At 62.1% G+C, this 16,920-nt stretch carries 18 protein-coding genes and 1 other RNA gene; 14 read left to right on the top strand and 5 right to left on the bottom strand.

From position 1 onward, the window contains the following. Nucleotides 1–203 precede the first annotated feature (203 nt). The 5 genes from petA (at nucleotide 204) to ACIOVF_RS09670 (ending at nucleotide 3,969) form a co-directional block, all read left to right on the top strand. Entirely contained in the window at nucleotides 204–797 is a 594-nt protein-coding gene (gene petA, locus ACIOVF_RS09650) for a ubiquinol-cytochrome c reductase iron-sulfur subunit (protein WP_010220763.1), read from the top strand. Next, the gene (locus tag ACIOVF_RS09655) at nucleotides 797–2,008 is read left to right on the top strand and encodes a cytochrome bc complex cytochrome b subunit (protein WP_045197292.1); all 1,212 of its coding nucleotides are present in this window, start codon (nucleotides 797–799) and stop codon (nucleotides 2,006–2,008) included. Before petA ends, ACIOVF_RS09655 begins: the two co-directional genes overlap by 1 nt. After that, a complete protein-coding gene (locus ACIOVF_RS09660) occupies nucleotides 2,008–2,787 on the top strand; it encodes a cytochrome c1 (RefSeq protein WP_401289064.1) in 780 nt (259 codons plus the stop codon). Before ACIOVF_RS09655 ends, ACIOVF_RS09660 begins: the two co-directional genes overlap by 1 nt. 118 nt (nucleotides 2,788–2,905) lie before the next feature. After that, nucleotides 2,906–3,523 (top strand): glutathione S-transferase N-terminal domain-containing protein, encoded by a 618-nt coding sequence (locus tag ACIOVF_RS09665; RefSeq protein WP_010220766.1) that lies wholly within the window; start codon nucleotides 2,906–2,908, stop codon nucleotides 3,521–3,523. A gap of 17 nt (nucleotides 3,524–3,540) precedes the next feature. Then, nucleotides 3,541–3,969: a ClpXP protease specificity-enhancing factor gene (locus tag ACIOVF_RS09670; RefSeq protein ID WP_045197293.1), complete on the top strand. Its 429-nt coding sequence runs from the start codon at nucleotides 3,541–3,543 to the stop codon at nucleotides 3,967–3,969. A 51-nt stretch (nucleotides 3,970–4,020) separates the two neighbouring features. On the opposite strand, the gene ACIOVF_RS09675 is transcribed toward ACIOVF_RS09670, so the two are convergent. From ACIOVF_RS09675 to ACIOVF_RS09695, 5 genes are all read right to left on the bottom strand, one after another. Further along, a complete protein-coding gene (locus tag ACIOVF_RS09675) occupies nucleotides 4,021–4,239 on the bottom strand; it encodes a YgdI/YgdR family lipoprotein (RefSeq protein ID WP_045197295.1) in 219 nt (72 codons plus the stop codon). Between the two features lie 54 nt (nucleotides 4,240–4,293). After that, on the bottom strand, nucleotides 4,294–4,872 hold the full coding sequence (locus ACIOVF_RS09680) for a BON domain-containing protein (RefSeq protein WP_045197297.1): 579 nt from the start codon (nucleotides 4,870–4,872) through the stop codon (nucleotides 4,294–4,296). Then, nucleotides 4,869–5,462 carry a phosphoheptose isomerase gene (locus ACIOVF_RS09685; RefSeq protein ID WP_026001179.1) on the bottom strand — a complete coding sequence of 198 codons (594 nt, stop codon included), beginning with the start codon at nucleotides 5,460–5,462 and terminating at the stop codon, nucleotides 4,869–4,871. Before ACIOVF_RS09685 ends, ACIOVF_RS09680 begins: the two co-directional genes overlap by 4 nt. A 134-nt stretch (nucleotides 5,463–5,596) precedes the next feature. Beyond that, a complete protein-coding gene (locus ACIOVF_RS09690) occupies nucleotides 5,597–5,968 on the bottom strand; it encodes a YraN family protein (protein WP_045197304.1) in 372 nt (123 codons plus the stop codon). After that, nucleotides 5,968–7,788 carry a penicillin-binding protein activator gene (locus ACIOVF_RS09695; protein WP_401289071.1) on the bottom strand — a complete coding sequence of 607 codons (1,821 nt, stop codon included), beginning with the start codon at nucleotides 7,786–7,788 and terminating at the stop codon, nucleotides 5,968–5,970. Before ACIOVF_RS09695 ends, ACIOVF_RS09690 begins: the two co-directional genes overlap by 1 nt. A gap of 186 nt (nucleotides 7,789–7,974) precedes the next feature. Between ACIOVF_RS09695 and rsmI the strand changes: the two genes are divergently transcribed. The 9 genes from rsmI (at nucleotide 7,975) to mraY (ending at nucleotide 16,917) form a co-directional block, all read left to right on the top strand. Next, the gene (gene rsmI, locus ACIOVF_RS09700; protein ID WP_045197308.1) at nucleotides 7,975–8,850 is read left to right on the top strand and encodes a 16S rRNA (cytidine(1402)-2'-O)-methyltransferase; all 876 of its coding nucleotides are present in this window, start codon (nucleotides 7,975–7,977) and stop codon (nucleotides 8,848–8,850) included. 67 nt (nucleotides 8,851–8,917) lie between these two features. Further along, nucleotides 8,918–9,277, top strand: an RNA gene (rnpB, locus tag ACIOVF_RS09705) — RNase P RNA component class A. 309 nt (nucleotides 9,278–9,586) lie between these two features. Then, nucleotides 9,587–10,042, top strand: coding sequence for a division/cell wall cluster transcriptional repressor MraZ (gene mraZ / locus ACIOVF_RS09710; RefSeq protein WP_010220775.1), 456 nt, complete (start codon nucleotides 9,587–9,589; stop codon nucleotides 10,040–10,042). Beyond that, nucleotides 10,039–10,986, top strand: a complete 948-nt coding sequence (rsmH, locus tag ACIOVF_RS09715) for a 16S rRNA (cytosine(1402)-N(4))-methyltransferase RsmH (RefSeq protein ID WP_045197311.1) — start codon at nucleotides 10,039–10,041, stop codon at nucleotides 10,984–10,986. The genes mraZ and rsmH overlap by 4 nt, the downstream gene beginning before the upstream one ends. Continuing rightward, nucleotides 10,983–11,276, top strand: coding sequence for a cell division protein FtsL (gene ftsL, locus ACIOVF_RS09720; RefSeq protein WP_045197313.1), 294 nt, complete (start codon nucleotides 10,983–10,985; stop codon nucleotides 11,274–11,276). The genes rsmH and ftsL overlap by 4 nt, the downstream gene beginning before the upstream one ends. Next, the gene (locus tag ACIOVF_RS09725) at nucleotides 11,276–13,009 is read left to right on the top strand and encodes a penicillin-binding protein 2 (protein ID WP_176794319.1); all 1,734 of its coding nucleotides are present in this window, start codon (nucleotides 11,276–11,278) and stop codon (nucleotides 13,007–13,009) included. The genes ftsL and ACIOVF_RS09725 overlap by 1 nt, the downstream gene beginning before the upstream one ends. Next, entirely contained in the window at nucleotides 13,009–14,472 is a 1,464-nt protein-coding gene (locus tag ACIOVF_RS09730; RefSeq protein WP_093379813.1) for a UDP-N-acetylmuramoyl-L-alanyl-D-glutamate--2,6-diaminopimelate ligase, read from the top strand. Before ACIOVF_RS09725 ends, ACIOVF_RS09730 begins: the two co-directional genes overlap by 1 nt. Continuing rightward, entirely contained in the window at nucleotides 14,465–15,835 is a 1,371-nt protein-coding gene (gene murF, locus ACIOVF_RS09735) for a UDP-N-acetylmuramoyl-tripeptide--D-alanyl-D-alanine ligase (RefSeq protein WP_093379818.1), read from the top strand. The genes ACIOVF_RS09730 and murF overlap by 8 nt, the downstream gene beginning before the upstream one ends. Further along, complete coding sequence (mraY, locus tag ACIOVF_RS09740; protein ID WP_036996790.1) at nucleotides 15,835–16,917, top strand: phospho-N-acetylmuramoyl-pentapeptide-transferase; 1,083 nt, start codon at nucleotides 15,835–15,837, stop codon at nucleotides 16,915–16,917. The genes murF and mraY overlap by 1 nt, the downstream gene beginning before the upstream one ends. Nucleotides 16,918–16,920 lie beyond the last annotated feature (3 nt).

A 16,920-nucleotide genomic window follows, 5' to 3' on the forward strand; every position in this document is an offset into this window, starting at 1 on the left:
TGAATAACTATGCTGTTGTTTACTGTGACAACTTGCCGCATAGACGCAAGTCAAGAGTTACAAGGGATAGCGGGGTGGCACAAGGCTAATCACCTTGTCAGAGAAGGGTCTTTTCATTACCATGCGGCAAATTTTTAGCAGTTCAGAAATTACTTAGTAGATGCCTGTTGCAACAGGCCATAAAGCTGATGGGAGAGGACTGAATGAGCAATGACGGCGTCAATGCAGGCCGGCGTCGCTTCCTCGTAGCAGCCACGTCCGTGGTGGGTGCTGCAGGAGCGGTGGGGGCTGCGGTCCCGTTCGTAGGGTCATGGTTCCCCAGTGCCAAGGCGAAAGCCGCGGGTGCACCGGTGAAGGTCAATATCGCCAAGGTAGAGCCTGGTCAGCAGATGATTGCTGAGTGGCGCGGCCAACCGGTGTTCATCGTCCGTCGTACCGAGGAGATCCTCGGTAACCTCAAGAAGATCACCGGCGACCTCTCCGACCCAGAGTCCAAGGCTTCGGTTCAACCCACTTACGTCGATCCGTCGAACCGCTCGATCAAGCCGGAAATCCTCGTGCTGGTCGGCCTGTGCACCCACCTGGGCTGCTCGCCGACCTTCCGTCCGGAAGTGGCACCTGTCGACCTGGGTCCGAAGTGGGTCGGTGGCTACTTCTGCCCGTGCCACGGCTCCCACTACGACCTGGCTGGCCGCGTCTACAAATCCCAGCCGGCGCCGCTCAATCTGCCAGTGCCGCCGCACTCTTATGAGTCGGACGACATCATTGTCGTCGGCGTCGATCAGGAGAACGCGTGATGAGTAAGTTCATGGATTGGGTTGACGCCCGCTTCCCCGCGACCAAGATGTGGGAAGACCATCTCAGCAAGTATTACGCACCGAAGAACTTCAACTTCTTCTATTTCTTCGGCTCCCTGGCCCTGCTGGTCCTGGTCAACCAGATCGTCACCGGCGTGTGGCTGACCATGAGCTTCACCCCTTCGGCCGAAGAGGCGTTCGCCTCGGTCGAATACATCATGCGTGACGTCGAATACGGCTGGATCCTGCGCTACCTGCACTCCACCGGCGCCTCGGCGTTCTTCATCGTCGTCTACCTGCACATGTTCCGCGGCCTGCTGTACGGCTCGTACCAGAAGCCTCGCGAACTGGTCTGGGTGTTCGGCATGCTGATCTACCTGGCGCTGATGGCCGAAGCGTTCATGGGCTACCTGCTGCCATGGGGCCAGATGTCCTACTGGGGTGCCCAGGTGATCATCTCGCTGTTCGGCGCCATTCCGGTGATCGGCGACGACCTGACCCAGTGGATCCGCGGTGACTACCTGATCTCCGGCATCACCCTGAACCGCTTCTTCGCCCTGCACGTGGTGGCCCTGCCGATCGTCATTCTCGGCCTGGTGGTGCTGCATATCCTGGCGCTGCACGAAGTCGGTTCGAACAACCCTGACGGTGTCGACATCAAGAAGCACAAGGACGAGAACGGCGTGCCGCTGGACGGTATCGCGTTCCACCCTTACTACACCGTGAAGGATATCGTCGGCGTCGTCGTGTTCCTCTTCGTGTTCTGCGCCATCGTGTTTTTCTTCCCGGAAATGGGCGGTTACTTCCTGGAAAAACCGAACTTCGAACAGGCCAACGCCTTCAAGACCCCTGAGCACATTGCCCCGGTCTGGTACTTCACTCCGTTCTACGCGATCTTGCGCGCCGTTCCGGACAAGCTGCTCGGTGTAATAGCCATGGGCGCCGCGATCGCCGTGCTGTTCGTCCTGCCGTGGCTGGATCGCAGCCCGGTCAAGTCCATGCGCTACAAGGGCTGGATGAGCAAGGTCTGGCTGCTGGTGTTCTGCATCTCGTTCGTGATCCTCGGTGTGCTCGGCGTTCTGGCACCTACCCCGGGCCGTACGCTGCTGTCGCAGGTATGCACCTTCCTGTATTTCGCCTACTTCCTTCTGATGCCGTTCTACACCCGGCTCGAGAAGACCAAACCGGTTCCGGAAAGGGTGACTGGCTGATGAAAAAGCTATTTGCAGTATTGATTCTGGCAGTGATGCCCGCGTTCACCTTCGCCGCCGAACACGGCCTGGAGCTGGACAAGGTCGATATCGACCTGACCGACAAGGCCGCCATGCAGGACGGCGCACGCACCTTCGCCAACTATTGCATGGGTTGCCATAGCGCCAAGTTCCAGCGTTACGAGCGCGTGGCTGACGACCTGGGCATTCCTCACGAGCTGATGCTCGAGAAGCTGGTGTTCACCGGCGCCAAGATTGGCGACCACATGAAGATCGGCATGAAGCCTGAAGATGCCAAGACCTGGTTCGGTGCCGCGCCGCCTGACCTGACCCTGGTTGCCCGGGTCCGTGGTACCGACTGGCTGTACAGCTACCTGCGTAGTTTCTATGAGGACAAGTCGCGTCCGTACGGGGTGAACAACAAGGTTTTCCCCAACGTCGGCATGCCTAACGTGCTGGTTGGCCTGCAGGGCAACCAGGTGATTGGCTGCAAGCAAGTGCAGACCGTGGTCGATGGCAAGAAGCAATACGACCCGCTGACCGGCTCGCCTTTGACTCATGAAGCATGCGACCAGCTGACCGTGGCGCCGAAATCCGGTACCCTGACGCCAGAGCAGTTCGACGAGAAGGTCAAGAACCTGGTGACCTTCCTGGCCTACTCGGCTAACCCGGTCAAACTGGAAAGCCAGCGCATCGGTACCTATGTGCTGCTGTATCTGGCCTTCTTCTTCGTATTCGCTTATCTGCTCAAGCGCGAATACTGGAAGGACGTGCACTGATCACGCAGTAGTTTCTGGTAGTTGAACGCGCCCTGGGGCGCCTCTGGAATCACAGGGGCGCTCGCAGGGCGCGTTTGCATTTGCAGCATTTATAAATTCATACGCGAGGAGGACCACTATGGGCGTGACCAACCGGTTAGCCTGCTACTCCGACCCCGCTGACCATTATTCTCATCGGGTGCGCATCGTTCTCGCCGAGAAGGGTGTCAGTGTCGAGATCATCAACGTCGATCCTGGTCGCCTTCCGCCCAAGCTGGTTGAAGTGAACCCCTATGGCAGCGTGCCAACCCTGGTCGATCGCGACCTGGCGTTGTACGAGTCGACCGTGGTGATGGAATACCTCGATGAACGTTACCCGCACCCGCCATTGTTGCCGGTGTATCCGGTGGCGCGGGCCAACAGCCGCCTGCTGATCCACCGTATCCAGCGCGACTGGTGTGCGCTGGTCGACCTGATACTCGACCCGCGCAGCAAGGAGCCGGCACGGGTACAGGCGCGCAAGGAGCTGCGCGAGAGCCTGACCGGAGTGTCGCCGTTGTTTGCCGACAAGCCTTGTTTCTTGAGTGAGGAGCAAAGTCTGGTCGATTGTTGTCTATTGCCCATACTCTGGCGTTTGCCGGTGTTGGGTATCGAACTGCCGCGGCCGGCCAAGCCGTTGCTCGACTACATGGAGCGACAGTTTGCCCGCGAAGCCTTCCAGGCAAGCCTGTCCGCTGCTGAACGTGAAATGCGCTAGGTTTTAAGGAGCTGTCGATGAACTCCAGTCGCCCCTATTTGGTACGTGCACTCTATGAGTGGATCGTGGACAACGACTGCACACCGCATATGCTGGTCAACGCCGAATACCCGGCCGTCCAGGTACCCCAGAGCTTCGCCAGTGACGGCCAGATCGTCCTCAACATCTCACCCAGTGCCGTACGTCACCTGCACATGGATAACGAGGCTGTGAGCTTCGAGGGCCGCTTTGGCGGCGTTGCTCACACCCTGTTCGTGCCTGCCGGTGCCATCCTCGGTATTTATGCCCGGGAAAACGGCCAGGGTATGGTCTTCGAACTCGAGCCGCCGCTGCTCGATGATGAAGATGAAGAAGACGACAGCGTCGAGCCGGATGACGACGGTCCGCCTGCCGGCGGCCAGCCGCCGCGGCCAAGCGGGCGTCCGAGCTTGAAGGTGGTCAAGTAACAAAAAAAGGCGATCCGCATGGATCGCCTTTTTTGTGTCTGCCGGCCTGGATTACAGGTCGGTGATGGTGCGGACCTGGTCCTTGTTGACCTTGATCACCTTGCCATCGAGCTGCTTGAACTCGTAGAAGCCGGCTGCGCGATCGTAGTGCGGCGCGTCGACTGCCTGGAATTCGCGGCCGTCGTTGAGGGTGATCTGGGTTGGGGTGGAGCAGCCGGCCAGGGTGGCGAAGGCGCCAATCAGCAAGGTTGGCAGCAGGCCGTTTTTCATGGGGACTTCCTAAGGATGGTTGGATCGCGGGGCGCTTGCCCCGCGATGGGTTTATCAGTCGATGTATTCGAACAGCTTGACGATCTTCTGCACGCCCGACACGCCCTGCACCAGGTTGGTGGCGCGCGAGGCTTCTTGCTGGGTCAGCAGGCCGAGCATGTAGACGATGCCGTTTTCGGTGATGACCTTGATGCGCGAACCGGGAATGTTGCTGTCGGTGAGCATCTGGGTCTTGATCTTGGTGGTCAGCCAGGCGTCGTTGTTGCGCGCCAGGATCGAGGAGGGCGGCAGCACCTGCAGCTCGTTATGCACCTTTTTCACCCGCTGGACCTGGCCGGCAGCCTGTTCGGCCAGGCCCTTGAGGTCGGCGCGCGGGGTTTGCCCGGCGAGCAGGACGATGCCGTTGAAGCTGCTGACGACAATGTGCGAGTTCTTGTCCAGGTCAGGGCTGGCCTTGGCGACGTTCACCGCGACTTTGGTTTCGATCAGCGAGTCATCGATCTTGCTGCCGAAGGTGCGGGTGCCGCGGTCGTCCTCGATCGGCTTGTCGCGGGTGGCGGTGAGCACCGAGCTGCAACCGGTGAGGCTCAGGCACAGGGTCAGGGCCATCAGGCCGAGGCGGTTAGGGGTCATTCTTCACTCCCGAACAGTTGGCTGTCGATCAGGTCGCAGAGGCAGTGGATCGCCAGCAGGTGGACTTCCTGGATACGTGCGGTGACGTTGGCCGGTACGCGAATCTCGACGTCTTCAGGCAGCAGCAGCGAGGCCATGCCGCCGCCATCGCGCCCGGTCAGAGCTACGACAATCATTTCGCGATCATGTGCGGCCTGGATCGCCTGAATAATGTTCGCCGAGTTACCGCTGGTCGAAATCGCCAGCAGCACATCGCCGGGCTGGCCCAGGGCGCGGATCTGCTTGGAGAATATTTCGTTGTAGCTGTAGTCGTTGGCGATCGAGGTGATGGTCGAGCTGTCGGTGGTCAGGGCGATGGCCGGCAGGCTCGGGCGCTCACGCTCGAAGCGGTTGAGCAGTTCGGAAGAAAAGTGCTGGGCATCGCCGGCCGAGCCGCCGTTGCCGCAGGCAAGCATCTTGCCCTCGTTGAGCAGCGCATTGACCATGACCTGACTGGCTTGCTCGATGTGTGGTGCAAGGACTTCCATCGCCTGTTGCTTGGTGTTGATGCTGGCCTGAAAAAGCTGGCGAATTCGGGATTGCATGTCCATCAGTGTGACCTTAAGTAGGGCGGCTGGCCGGGCGCGTCGGGAGTATACAAAAAAGGTCCCGGCACATGACTGTGCAGCCCGTGAAGCAAAGAGCAAAAAAGTTGTAGGGGTAATGGCGCAGGGCAGTGACGGGTTCAGCACTCGAAGGCATTTTTCAGCCAGTCCAGCGGTGGGCCCGAATGGCCTCTGCCTTGCAAGGCGATGACATCGAAACGGCAGGGGTGGTTGGCCCAGCGTGTTTCCTTTTGCAGAAAAGACTCGGCGGCTAGCACCAGTTTGTCCTGCTTGCGCCCGTCGATACTGGCGAGCGCACCGCCAAAATCCGCGTGCAGCCGGTAGCGGACTTCGACGAATACTACTGTATCGCTGTCGAGCATGACCAGATCAAGCTCGCCGCGTTTGCATCGCCAGTTCTGCGCCAGCAGCCGCAGGCCTTGCCCTTGAAGGTATTCAAGGGCTTGCCGTTCGGCGGCCTGGCCGGCCTGTTGGCGCGAACTGTCGGGCATCAGCGTGGGGTGTCGGGCAGGCGTTTGATTTGGCCGCCGGTGAACTCGGCCCACGGCAGTTGCCGCTCGATGCGCTGGTTCTCGTTCATGCTCAGGCTGCCGGACAGGCCGTCAATGCGGTTTTCCGGCAGCGCGCGCAGCTGGCCCAGGCGTGGTGCCAGGCTGAAGGCGTCGATGCCCATGGCGTACAGGCGGCCGAGGCTGCCGGCCGCTTGTGGCCACTGACGTTCTACCTGCTGGCGCAATGGGTTGCCGCTGTCGAGCAGCCATGGAGTATCGCAAAAGCGCACGCCGGTGAGGTCGCGGTACTGGTTGACGTCGCCGCTGGCGCTGTAAACGTGCGAGGTGGCATACACCGGTACGTCGCCAGCGTACTGGAAGTTCAGGGTCGGCTTGATCTGCTGGCCTTGCTGCGGGGTGGCGGCAAGGAAGATGAAGTCGATGTCCTGGCGGCGCGACGGCTGGGCCGATACGGCGCCGCCGACGGTGCTTTGCAGGCTCTTGGCGCGGCCTTCGCTCTGGCGCAACTGGAACAGCTCGGCGATCTGCTGGGCCAGGGCTACCGGCTGGTCGATGTGCTGGGCGGCCAGCAGGCTGCCACCGTTGGCTTCCCAGTCCTGGCGGAAGGCCTTGAGCACGCGGTCGCCCCATTCGCCTTTCGGCACCAGGGCGACGGCGCGCACCATGCCGTCGGCGCGGGCGCGGCGCGACACTTCACGGGCTTCGTCTTCGGCGGCGAGGCCGAACTGATACAGCTGCTCCGGGCCTTTCTGGCCGGCGTCGCTGTAGTTCAGGGCGAGGGTGGTGATCGGCAATTGCGGGTAGGCGGCGAGCTTTTTCACCAGCGGTTTTTCCAGCGGGCCAACCACCAGTTGCACGCCAGAGGCCTGGGCCTGGCGGTAGAAGTCGTCCAGCGAGGTCAGTCGCGAGCTGTCGAAGACTTCGATGGTCGGCGGCTTCTGGCCGGCTTGCTGGGCCTGGAAGTGCGCGGCCATGAAACCGTCACGCAGGGCGCGGGCAACGCCGGCCAGCTGGCCTTCCTGTGGCAGCAGCAGGGCGATTTTGGTCAGCGGCTGGCTGGTCAGCTCCATCAGCTTGATCAGCGACGGTGGCAGCTGGGCGGCGGCCGGGTGATCGGCGTGCTGGGCGCGCCAGGCGTCGATGGCGGCTTGTTGCTGCTCGACGGTGCCGGCGCCTTTTACCGCCAGGGCCAGGCTGGCCCAGCCGGCCATGTTGTCGGTGCCGCTGCTGAGGTTATTGAGCTGATCGCGCGGGGTGGCGGCTACCAGGTTCCAGATCGCGTCGTTGTTGGCGTTGGCAGCATCGCCCTTGAGTAGCGGCGTCAATTGCGCGCGCTCCTGGGCGGCGGCCAGTGGCTGGCCGTTGGCTTCCAGCACTGCGGCATGCACGCTGCGGGTACGGATCTGTTGATCTTCCGGCAGCTCGTTGAGGCGCGCCAGGCTTGGGTGGCTCAAGGCGGCCAGGGCCATTTTCGGCTGGTTGCGGCTCATGGCCAGTTCTGCCGCCAGGGTGCTGGCGAAGATCTGCTGGGCCGGTTTGAGCTGCTCCAGCGGCACCTGCTCGAGGATGCGCGCGGCGCGGGCATTGTCCTTTTGCTTGTAGGCCAGGTCGGCGGCGCTCAGGCGCAACAGTGCAGCTTGCTCCGGCGTCTTGCTGGTGGTGGCCTGTTCAAGCAGTTGCTCGATGCTGGCATCCGGTGTGCGCGGCAGTTCGCCGAGGCTCGACGAGGGCGAGCTGGCGCAGGCTGCCAGCAGGGCGGCGAGGCAAAGGGCTGTGAACAGCCGCAGGCAAGCGATCATGTAAGGGTCCTGTTACTCGATCAAATTAACTGGCAATTGTACCCAAGCGCTGGCCGGGGCGCGATCTTGCTGGCGTTAATCCTTCAATATAGGTGCTGGAACGCCGCTTTGCGGCAATCCTGATTGCCCAATGTTGCCGACTCTCGGGCTACAATGGCGCTTTGATCATGACGACAGGTGTGTGCAGTGACTGATGTTCCAGGGGCTTCCCAATCCACTTCGGGCACGCTTTACGTGGTGGCCACGCCGATCGGCAACCTGGATGACATGAGTGCCCGGGCACTCAAAATACTCGGTGATGTGGCGCTGATCGCCGCCGAAGACACCCGTCACTCCATTCGTCTGATGCAGCACTTTGGTATCAACACGCCGCTGGCTGCCTGCCACGAGCACAACGAGCGTGATGAGGGCAGTCGTTTTATCACCCGTTTGCTGGCGGGCGACAACGTCGCGCTGATTTCCGACGCCGGTACGCCGCTGATTTCCGATCCTGGCTATCACCTGGTACGCCAGGCCCGCGCCGCCGGAATCGCCGTGGTGCCGGTGCCCGGTGCCTGCGCGCTGATCGCGGCGCTGTCGGCCGCTGGCCTGCCGTCGGACCGGTTCATCTTCGAAGGCTTCCTGCCAGCCAAGGCTGTAGGACGTCGCGCGCGCCTGAGTCAGGTAAAGGAAGAGCCGCGCACGTTGATCTTCTACGAAGCACCACACCGGATTCTCGAGTGCTTGCAGGACATGGAAGAGGTATTCGGTGGCGAGCGCCCGGCGTTGCTGGCCCGCGAGCTGACCAAAACCTTCGAGACCCTCAAGGGTTTGCCGCTGGCCGAGCTGCGCGCCTTCGTCGAGGCTGACAGCAATCAGCAGCGTGGCGAGTGTGTGGTGCTGGTGGCGGGCTATACCGCGCCGGAAGATGAGCAGGCGGTCAGCAGCGAGGCAATGCGTATTCTCGACCTGCTGCTGGCGGAAATGCCGCTCAAGCGCGCCGCTGCGCTGGCGGCGGAAATCACCGGGGTGCGCAAGAACCTGCTGTACCAGGCGGCACTGGAAAAACAGAAAGCCCACTGATGTTATAGTGCTATTATCAGTTTTATCGCTTGTTCTTGGCGCCCGCTACCGTTAACCTTTGCGGCGGAGAGTCGATTGGACAGTCGCTGCCTTCTATTGTTCCGCAATAGAGGGGGGAGGAAAGTCCGGGCTCCATAGGGCAGAGTGCCAGGTAATGCCTGGGGGGCGCGAGCCTACGGAAAGTGCCACAGAAAATAACCGCCTAAGCACTTCGGTGCCGGTAAGGGTGAAAAGGTGCGGTAAGAGCGCACCGCATGACTGGCAACAGTTCATGGCTAGGTAAACCCCACTCGGAGCAAGACCAAATAGGGTTCCATATGGCGCGGCCCGCGTTGGAACCGGGTAGGTTGCTAAAGGCGTCCAGTGATGGCCGTCGTAGAGGAATGACTGTCCTCGACAGAACCCGGCTTACAGATCGACTCTCCACCTCTTCCCCTCCTGCTTGAATCGATAGCAGATGCGTGCTGGTAATACCGAAAAAATCTTACTCTTAATAAATTACTTTAACTTCGCTCTCTATCCGTCTGAGTGGGTTTGAGTTTTTTCGTCAAAATCCCTTCCGAATTGTCCTTCTATCTTCTCTGTGCGCGCTAAATCTCCGATCTGTAAGGGATTTCCTTATAAGCGTGCCTTGACGGTGTGGTAGGCGGATTCCTATAGTGTGCGCAAGTGGCAGAAAGTGGCATGAAGTGGGTTTTCTGACACAAAAACGCTAACATTGTGGGGAATCGCAGCCGTGTTCCGCGGAGCCAACGCCATCAACCTCGACGCAAAGGGCCGTCTCGCAATGCCGAGCCGGTACCGTGACGAGCTCGATTCGCGTAGTTCCGGGCAGTTGATCGTGACCATCGATGCGGTTGATCCCTGTTTATGTGTGTACCCGCTCGATGAGTGGGAGCTGATTGAAGCCAAGTTGCGCGCCTTGCCGTCATTGCGTGAAGAGAACCGCCGCCTGCAGCGTTTGCTGATCGGCAATGCGGTGGATCTTGAGCTTGATGGCAGTGGGCGTTTCCTGGTGCCGCCGCGTTTGCGCGAGTACGCCAAGCTCGACAAGAAGGCAATGCTGGTGGGGCAACTGAACAAATTTCAGCTGTGGGACGAGGATGCCTGGAACGCGGTTTCGGCAGCCGACCTCGCAGCTATCCAACAACCGGGCGCCATGCCTGATGAACTGCGTGATTTGATCCTGTGACTATAGATAGCGGCTTTAACCACATCACCGTACTGCTTGACGAAGCCGTCGAGGCTCTCGCCGTACGCGCCGATGGCTGCTATCTGGATGGCACCTTCGGGCGCGGCGGGCATAGCCGGTTAGTCCTCAGCAAGCTCGGGCCGCAGGGCCGGCTGCTGGGTTTTGACAAGGACCCACAAGCGATTGCCACCGGGCAAGCGCTGGCGGCCGAAGACGGCCGCTTTGTCATTGTGCAGCGCAGTTTTGCCGAGCTGGGCGCCGAAGTTGCCGAGCGCGGCCTGGCCGGCAAGGTCAGCGGCATCCTGCTCGACCTGGGCGTCTCGTCGCCACAGCTGGACGACCCTGAGCGCGGCTTCAGCTTCCTCAACGACGGCCCGCTGGACATGCGCATGGACCCGACTCGCGGCGTCAGCGCTGCAGAGTTCATCGCCACTGCGCCGGAAGAAGAAATCGCCCGGGTGTTCAAGGAATACGGCGAAGAGCGCTTTGCCAAGCGCATGGCCCGTGCCGTGGTGCTGCGCCGTGAAGAAATTCCGTTTACCCGCACCGCCGACCTTGCCGAAGTGCTCAAGGTTGCCAACCCGGCCTGGGAAAAGGGCAAGAACCCGGCAACCCGTGCCTTCCAGGGCCTGCGCATCCACGTCAACAACGAACTCGGTGACCTTGAGGCCGGCCTTGAGGCTGCGCTCGAAGCGCTGGAAGTCGGCGGGCGCCTGGTGGTGATCAGCTTCCATTCGCTGGAAGACCGCATCGTCAAACTGTTCATGCGCAAGCTGGTCAAGGGTGAGGCCGACAACCTGCCGCGCAACCTGCCGGTCCAGCACAAGCACTTCGAGCCGAAGATCAAGGTCCACGGCAAGGCCCAGTTCGCTTCCGAAGCCGAGCTCAAGGCCAACCCACGTTCGCGTAGCGCGGTCATGCGCGTCGCCGAGAAACTGCGGTGAGCCGTTTGTTCGCCAAGCCTTTGCCAGGCGGAAGCTTCCTGATGCTTCTGCTGTTCATTGGCGTGCTCGTTTCTTCGGTGGCGGTGTCCTACAGCGCGCACTGGAACCGTCAGTTGCTCAACACCCTGTACGGCGAACTCAGCGAGCGCGACAAGGCCCAGGCCGAGTGGGGCCGACTGATTCTCGAGCAGAGCACCTGGACAGCCCACAGCCGTATCGAGAACCTTGCCAGCGAACAGCTGAAAATGCGTATTCCGGCCGCTGACGAAGTACGGATGGTGGCGCCATGATGAAACTTGAAGGCGCACTCTACCCATGGCGGTTCCGCGTGGTCATCGCCCTGCTGGCACTGATGGTCGGCGCGATTGCCTGGCGCATCATCGACCTGCAGGTGGTCGACCGTGACTTCCTCAAGGGCCAGGGCGATGCCCGCAGCCTGCGACATATTCCTATTCCTGCGCACCGCGGGCTGATCACCGACCGTAATGGCGAGCCGCTGGCCGTCAGTACCCCGGTGACCACCCTGTGGGCCAACCCGAAAGAAATGCAGGCTGCCAAGGACCGCTGGCCGGCCCTGGCTGCCGCGCTCAAGCAGAACCCGCAGCAACTGGCAGCGCGCCTGGAACAGCAGGCCAGCAAGGAGTTCATCTACCTGGTCCGCGGCCTGACCCCGGAGCAGGGCCAGGTGGTGCTCGATCTTAAAGTCCCCGGTGTCTATGGCATCGAGGAATTCCGTCGTTTCTACCCGGCCGGCGATGTCGCCGCGCACATGGTCGGCTTTACCGACCTCGACGACCATGGCCGCGAAGGCGTGGAGCTGGCCTACGATGAATGGCTGGCCGGCGTGCCCGGCAAGCGACAGGTGATCAAGGACCGGCGCGGCCGGCTGATCAAGGACATCCAGGTAACCAAAAACGCCAAGGCCGGAAAGACCTTGGCGTTGTCGATCGACCTGCGCCTGCAATACCTGGCCACCCGCGAGTTGCGCAACGCCATTGCCGAACAGGAAGCCAAGGCCGGCAGCCTGGTGATCCTCGACGTCAAGACCGGCGAAGTGCTGGCCATGGTCAACCAGCCGACCTACAACCCCAACAACCGTCGCAGCATGTTCCCGGCGGCCATGCGTAACCGGGCGATCATCGACGTGTTCGAGCCAGGTTCGACGGTCAAGCCGCTGTCCATGAGCGCGGCCCTGCAGAGCGGGCGCTGGAAGCCGACCGACAAGGTCGAGGTCTACCCGGGCACCCTGCAACTGGGCCGCTACACCATTCGCGACGTATCGCGCAGCGAAGGGCCGATCCTTGACCTGACCGGCATCCTGATCAACTCCAGTAACGTCGGCATGAGCAAGATCGCCTTCGATATCGGTGGCGAATCGATCTACCGGGTCATGTCCCAGCTGGGGCTTGGCCAGTACACCGGCCTGGGCTTCCCGGGCGAGCGCGTCGGCAACCTGCCCAACCACCGCGAGTGGCGCAAGGCCGAGACCGCGACCCTGTCCTACGGCTACGGCCTGTCGGTGACCGCGCTGCAACTGGTGCATGCCTACGCGGCGCTGGCCAACGACGGCAAGATGGTGCCGCTGAGCATCCTCAAGGTCGACAAGGCGCCGGAGTCTACCCAGGTCGTGCCCAAGGAAGTCGCCGAGACCATCCAGGGCATGGTCCAGCAGGTTATCGAGGCGCCGCGCGGGGTGTTCCGCGCCCAGGTGCCGTTCTACCACGTGGGTGGCAAGTCGGGCACCGCGCGTAAAGCCACTATCGGTTCCAAGGGTTACACCGAGAATTCGTACCGTTCGCTGTTCGCCGGCTTCGGGCCGATGAGCGACCCGCGGTATGCCGTGGTCGTGGTCATCGATGAGCCGAGCAAGGGCGGCTACTTCGGTGGCCTGGTATCGGCGCCGGTGTTCAGCAAAGTCATGTCCGGCACCCTGCGCCTGATGAACATTCCGCCGGACAACCTGCCGCCGGCAACACCTACGCAGCAAGTCAACGCTGCACCGGTCAAGGGAGGACGCGGTTGATGACAATGCCATTGAGCAAGCTTTTTACCCAGGCCAGCCGCGATCCGTCGATCCGCGAACTGACCCTGGACAGCCGCAACGTGCGCCCGGGCGACCTGTTCCTGGCGGTGCCGGGTACGCGCATGGATGGCCGTGAACACATTGCCGACGCGCTCAAGCGCGGTGCGGCGGCGGTCGCCTATGAAGCCGAAGGCGCTACCGTGCTGCCGATCGCCGAGGTGCCGTTGATCCCGGTCAAGGGCCTGGCCGCGCAACTGTCGGACATCGCCGGGCGTTTCTACGGCGAGCCGAGCCGCCTGCTCGACCTGGTCGGCGTCACCGGCACCAACGGCAAGACCAGCGTCACCCAGCTGGTAGCCCAGGCGCTGGACCAGCTCGGCCAGCACTGTGGCCTGATCGGCACCCTCGGGACCGGTTTCTATGGCGCCCTGCAAAGCGGTCGCCTGACCACGCCGGACCCGATCGCCGTGCAGGCAACCCTGAGTGACCTGAAAAAGGCCGGGGCCAAGGCCGTGGCCATGGAAGTCTCTTCCCATGCCCTGGACCAGGGCCGGGTCGCGGCTCTGGCATTCGATATTGCGGTGATGACCAACCTGTCCCGTGATCACCTCGACTACCACGGCAGCATGCAGGCTTACGAAGACGCCAAGGCGCGCCTGTTCGCCTGGCCGAACCTGCGTTGCCGGGTGGTCAACCTCGATGACGATTTTGGCCGGCGCCTGGCAGCCGGGCAGGGCGAGTCGCGCCTGATCAGCTACAGCCTCAAGGATCCGGCCGCGTCGCTGTACTGCCGCGAAGCGCATTTCGATGATGATGGCGTGCGCGCCGTGATCGTCACCGCCCAGGGTGAGCACGCGCTGCGCAGCCGCCTGCTCGGGCGCTTCAACCTGAGCAACATGCTCGCGGCGGTCGGCACCTTGCTGGCGCTGGATTTCCCGCTGGACGAAATTCTCAAGGTTACCCCGGCGCTGGAAGGCCCGGTCGGGCGCATGCAGCGCCTGGGCGGCGGCAGCAAGCCGCTGGTGGTGGTCGATTACGCGCATACCCCCGATGCCCTGGAGCAGGTGCTGCAAGCGTTGCGCCCGCACGCCAAGGGCCAGTTGCTGTGCTTGTTCGGTTGCGGCGGCGATCGCGATCGCGGCAAGCGGCCGCTGATGGCCGAAGTTGCCGAGCGCCTGGCTGACCGCGTGCTGGTTACCGACGACAACCCGCGCACTGAAGACCCGCAGCAGATCTTCGCCGACATCCGCCCGGGTTTTGCCCAGGCCGATGCGGTCGAATTCGTTGCCGGCCGCGGTGCCGCCATCGCTCAGCTGATTGCCAGCGCCGGCGTTGACGATGTCATCGTCCTGGCCGGCAAGGGGCATGAGGATTATCAGGAAATCAACGGCGAGCGCCACGACTTCTCCGACCTGGTTGAAGCCGAGAAGGCCCTGGCCGTGTGGGAGGCTGCCCATGCTTAAGCCATTGTCCCTCAGCCAACTGACGGCGCCGCTCAACGGCCGCCTGCACGGTCAGGATGCAACCTTCAATGGCGTCAGCATCGACAGCCGTGCCATCACCGCCGGGCAGCTTTTCGTTGCCCTGGCCGGGCCGCGTTTTGACGGCCACGATTACTTGAATGACGTTGCTGGCAAAGGCGCGGTCGCCGCCCTGGTGCAGCGCGAAGTGCCGGGCAGCAGCCTGGCGCAGTTGGTGGTTGCCGATACCCGCCTGGCCCTGGGCCAGCTCGGCGCGTTGAACCGCGCCGCTTTCGACAAGCCGGTCGCCGCCATTACCGGCTCCAGCGGCAAGACCACGGTCAAGGAGATGCTTGCCAGCATCCTGCGCACCCGTGGCCCGGTGCTGGCCACCCGTGGCAACCTCAACAACGATTTTGGCGCACCGCTGACCCTGCTCGAACTGGCTCCGGAACACACCGCGGCGGTGATCGAGCTGGGCGCCTCGCGCATCGGTGAAATTGCCTACACCGTCGGCCTGACCAAGCCACAGGTCGCGTTGATCAACAATGCCGGAACTGCTCATGTCGGCGAGTTCGGCGGGCCAGAGAAGATTGTCGAAGCCAAGGGCGAGATCCTCGAAGGTCTGGGTCAGGATGGCGTGGCCGTATTGAACCTTGATGACAAGGCCTTCGCCATCTGGAAAAAGCGCGCCGGCAATCGCCCGCTGCTGACCTTCGCCCTGAACAACGCCGACGCCGATTTCCACGCTGCCAACATCGCCCACGACCCGCGCGGTTGCCCGTCGTTCGACCTGCACAGCCCGCTGGGCGTGGCGCGGGTCCAGCTCAACCTGCTGGGCACCCACAACGTGGCCAACGCACTGGCGGCCGCCGCTGCCGCGCATGCCTTTGGTCTGACCCTGGACGGTATCGTCCAGGGCCTCAATGCCGTGCAACCGGTCAAGGGCCGCACTGTGGTGCAGATGACGGCAAACGGTGTGCGGGTGATTGATGACACTTACAACGCAAACCCCACCTCGATGTGCGCTGCCGTTGATATACTCGCCGGCTTTTCCGGCCGCACCGTCCTGGTGCTCGGGGATATCGGCGAATTGGGCCAGTGGGCTGAGGAAGGGCATCGGCAGGTAGGCGAGTACGCCAAAGACAAGGTTTCGGCACTCTATGCGGTGGGCACCAACATGGCCCACGCGGTAGCTGCGTTCGGTACCAATGCCCGACATTTCGCTAATCAAGCTGACCTGATCGACGCCGTTCGCGCCGCCGAACAGGCCACCAACACCACTATTTTGATCAAGGGTTCGCGCAGCGCTGCGATGGAGAACGTCGTGGCGGCTTTGTGCGGTTCCAGCGGGGAGAAACATTAATGCTGCTGCTGCTGGCTGAGTATCTGCAACAGTTCTACAAAGGCTTCGCGGTCTTTCAGTACCTGTCCCTGCGCGGGATTCTGGGTGTGCTGACCGCGTTGTCGCTGGCCCTGTGGCTGGGCCCATGGATGATTCGTACCCTGCAGATTCGCCAGATCGGTCAAGCCGTTCGTAACGACGGCCCGCAATCGCACCTGTCCAAATCCGGCACCCCGACCATGGGTGGCGCACTGATCCTGTCGGCCATCGGCATCAGCACCCTGCTGTGGGCTGACCTGACCAACCGTTATGTCTGGGTGGTGCTGATCGTCACCCTGCTGTTCGGCGCTATCGGCTGGGTCGATGACTACCGCAAGGTGATCGAGAAGAACTCGCGCGGCCTGCCGAGTCGCTGGAAGTATTTCTGGCAGTCGGTGTTCGGCCTGGGCGCGGCGATCTTCCTTTACATGACCGCGCCGACCAGCGTCGAAACCACCCTGATCGTGCCGATGCTCAAGGATGTCACCATCCCGTTGGGTATCGGTTTCGTCGTCCTGACCTACTTCGTCATCGTTGGCTCCAGCAACGCGGTGAACCTCACCGACGGCCTCGATGGCCTGGCGATCATGCCAACAGTCATGGTCGGCGGCGCCCTGGGCATCTTCTGCTACCTGTCGGGTAACGTGAAATTCGCTGAATACCTGCTGATCCCTTATGTACCGGGCGCAGGCGAACTGATCGTGTTCTGTGGCGCGCTGATCGGTGCCGGCCTGGGCTTTTTGTGGTTCAACACCTATCCGGCCCAGGTGTTCATGGGCGACGTCGGTGCCCTGGCACTGGGCGCCGCACTGGGCACGATCGCGGTGATCGTGCGCCAGGAAATCGTCCTGTTCATCATGGGCGGTGTGTTCGTCATGGAGACCCTGTCGGTGGTGATCCAGGTGGCCTCCTTCAAGTTGACCGGCAAGCGCGTGTTCCGCATGGCGCCGATTCACCACCACTTTGAACTCAAGGGTTGGCCCGAGCCTCGGGTGATCGTCCGCTTCTGGATTATCACCGTGATTCTGGTGCTGATCGGCCTTGCCACCCTGAAACTGAGGTAGAAA

The organism is Pseudomonas sp. NPDC087612 (genome assembly GCF_044743505.1).
Lineage (GTDB): Bacteria > Pseudomonadota > Gammaproteobacteria > Pseudomonadales > Pseudomonadaceae > Aquipseudomonas.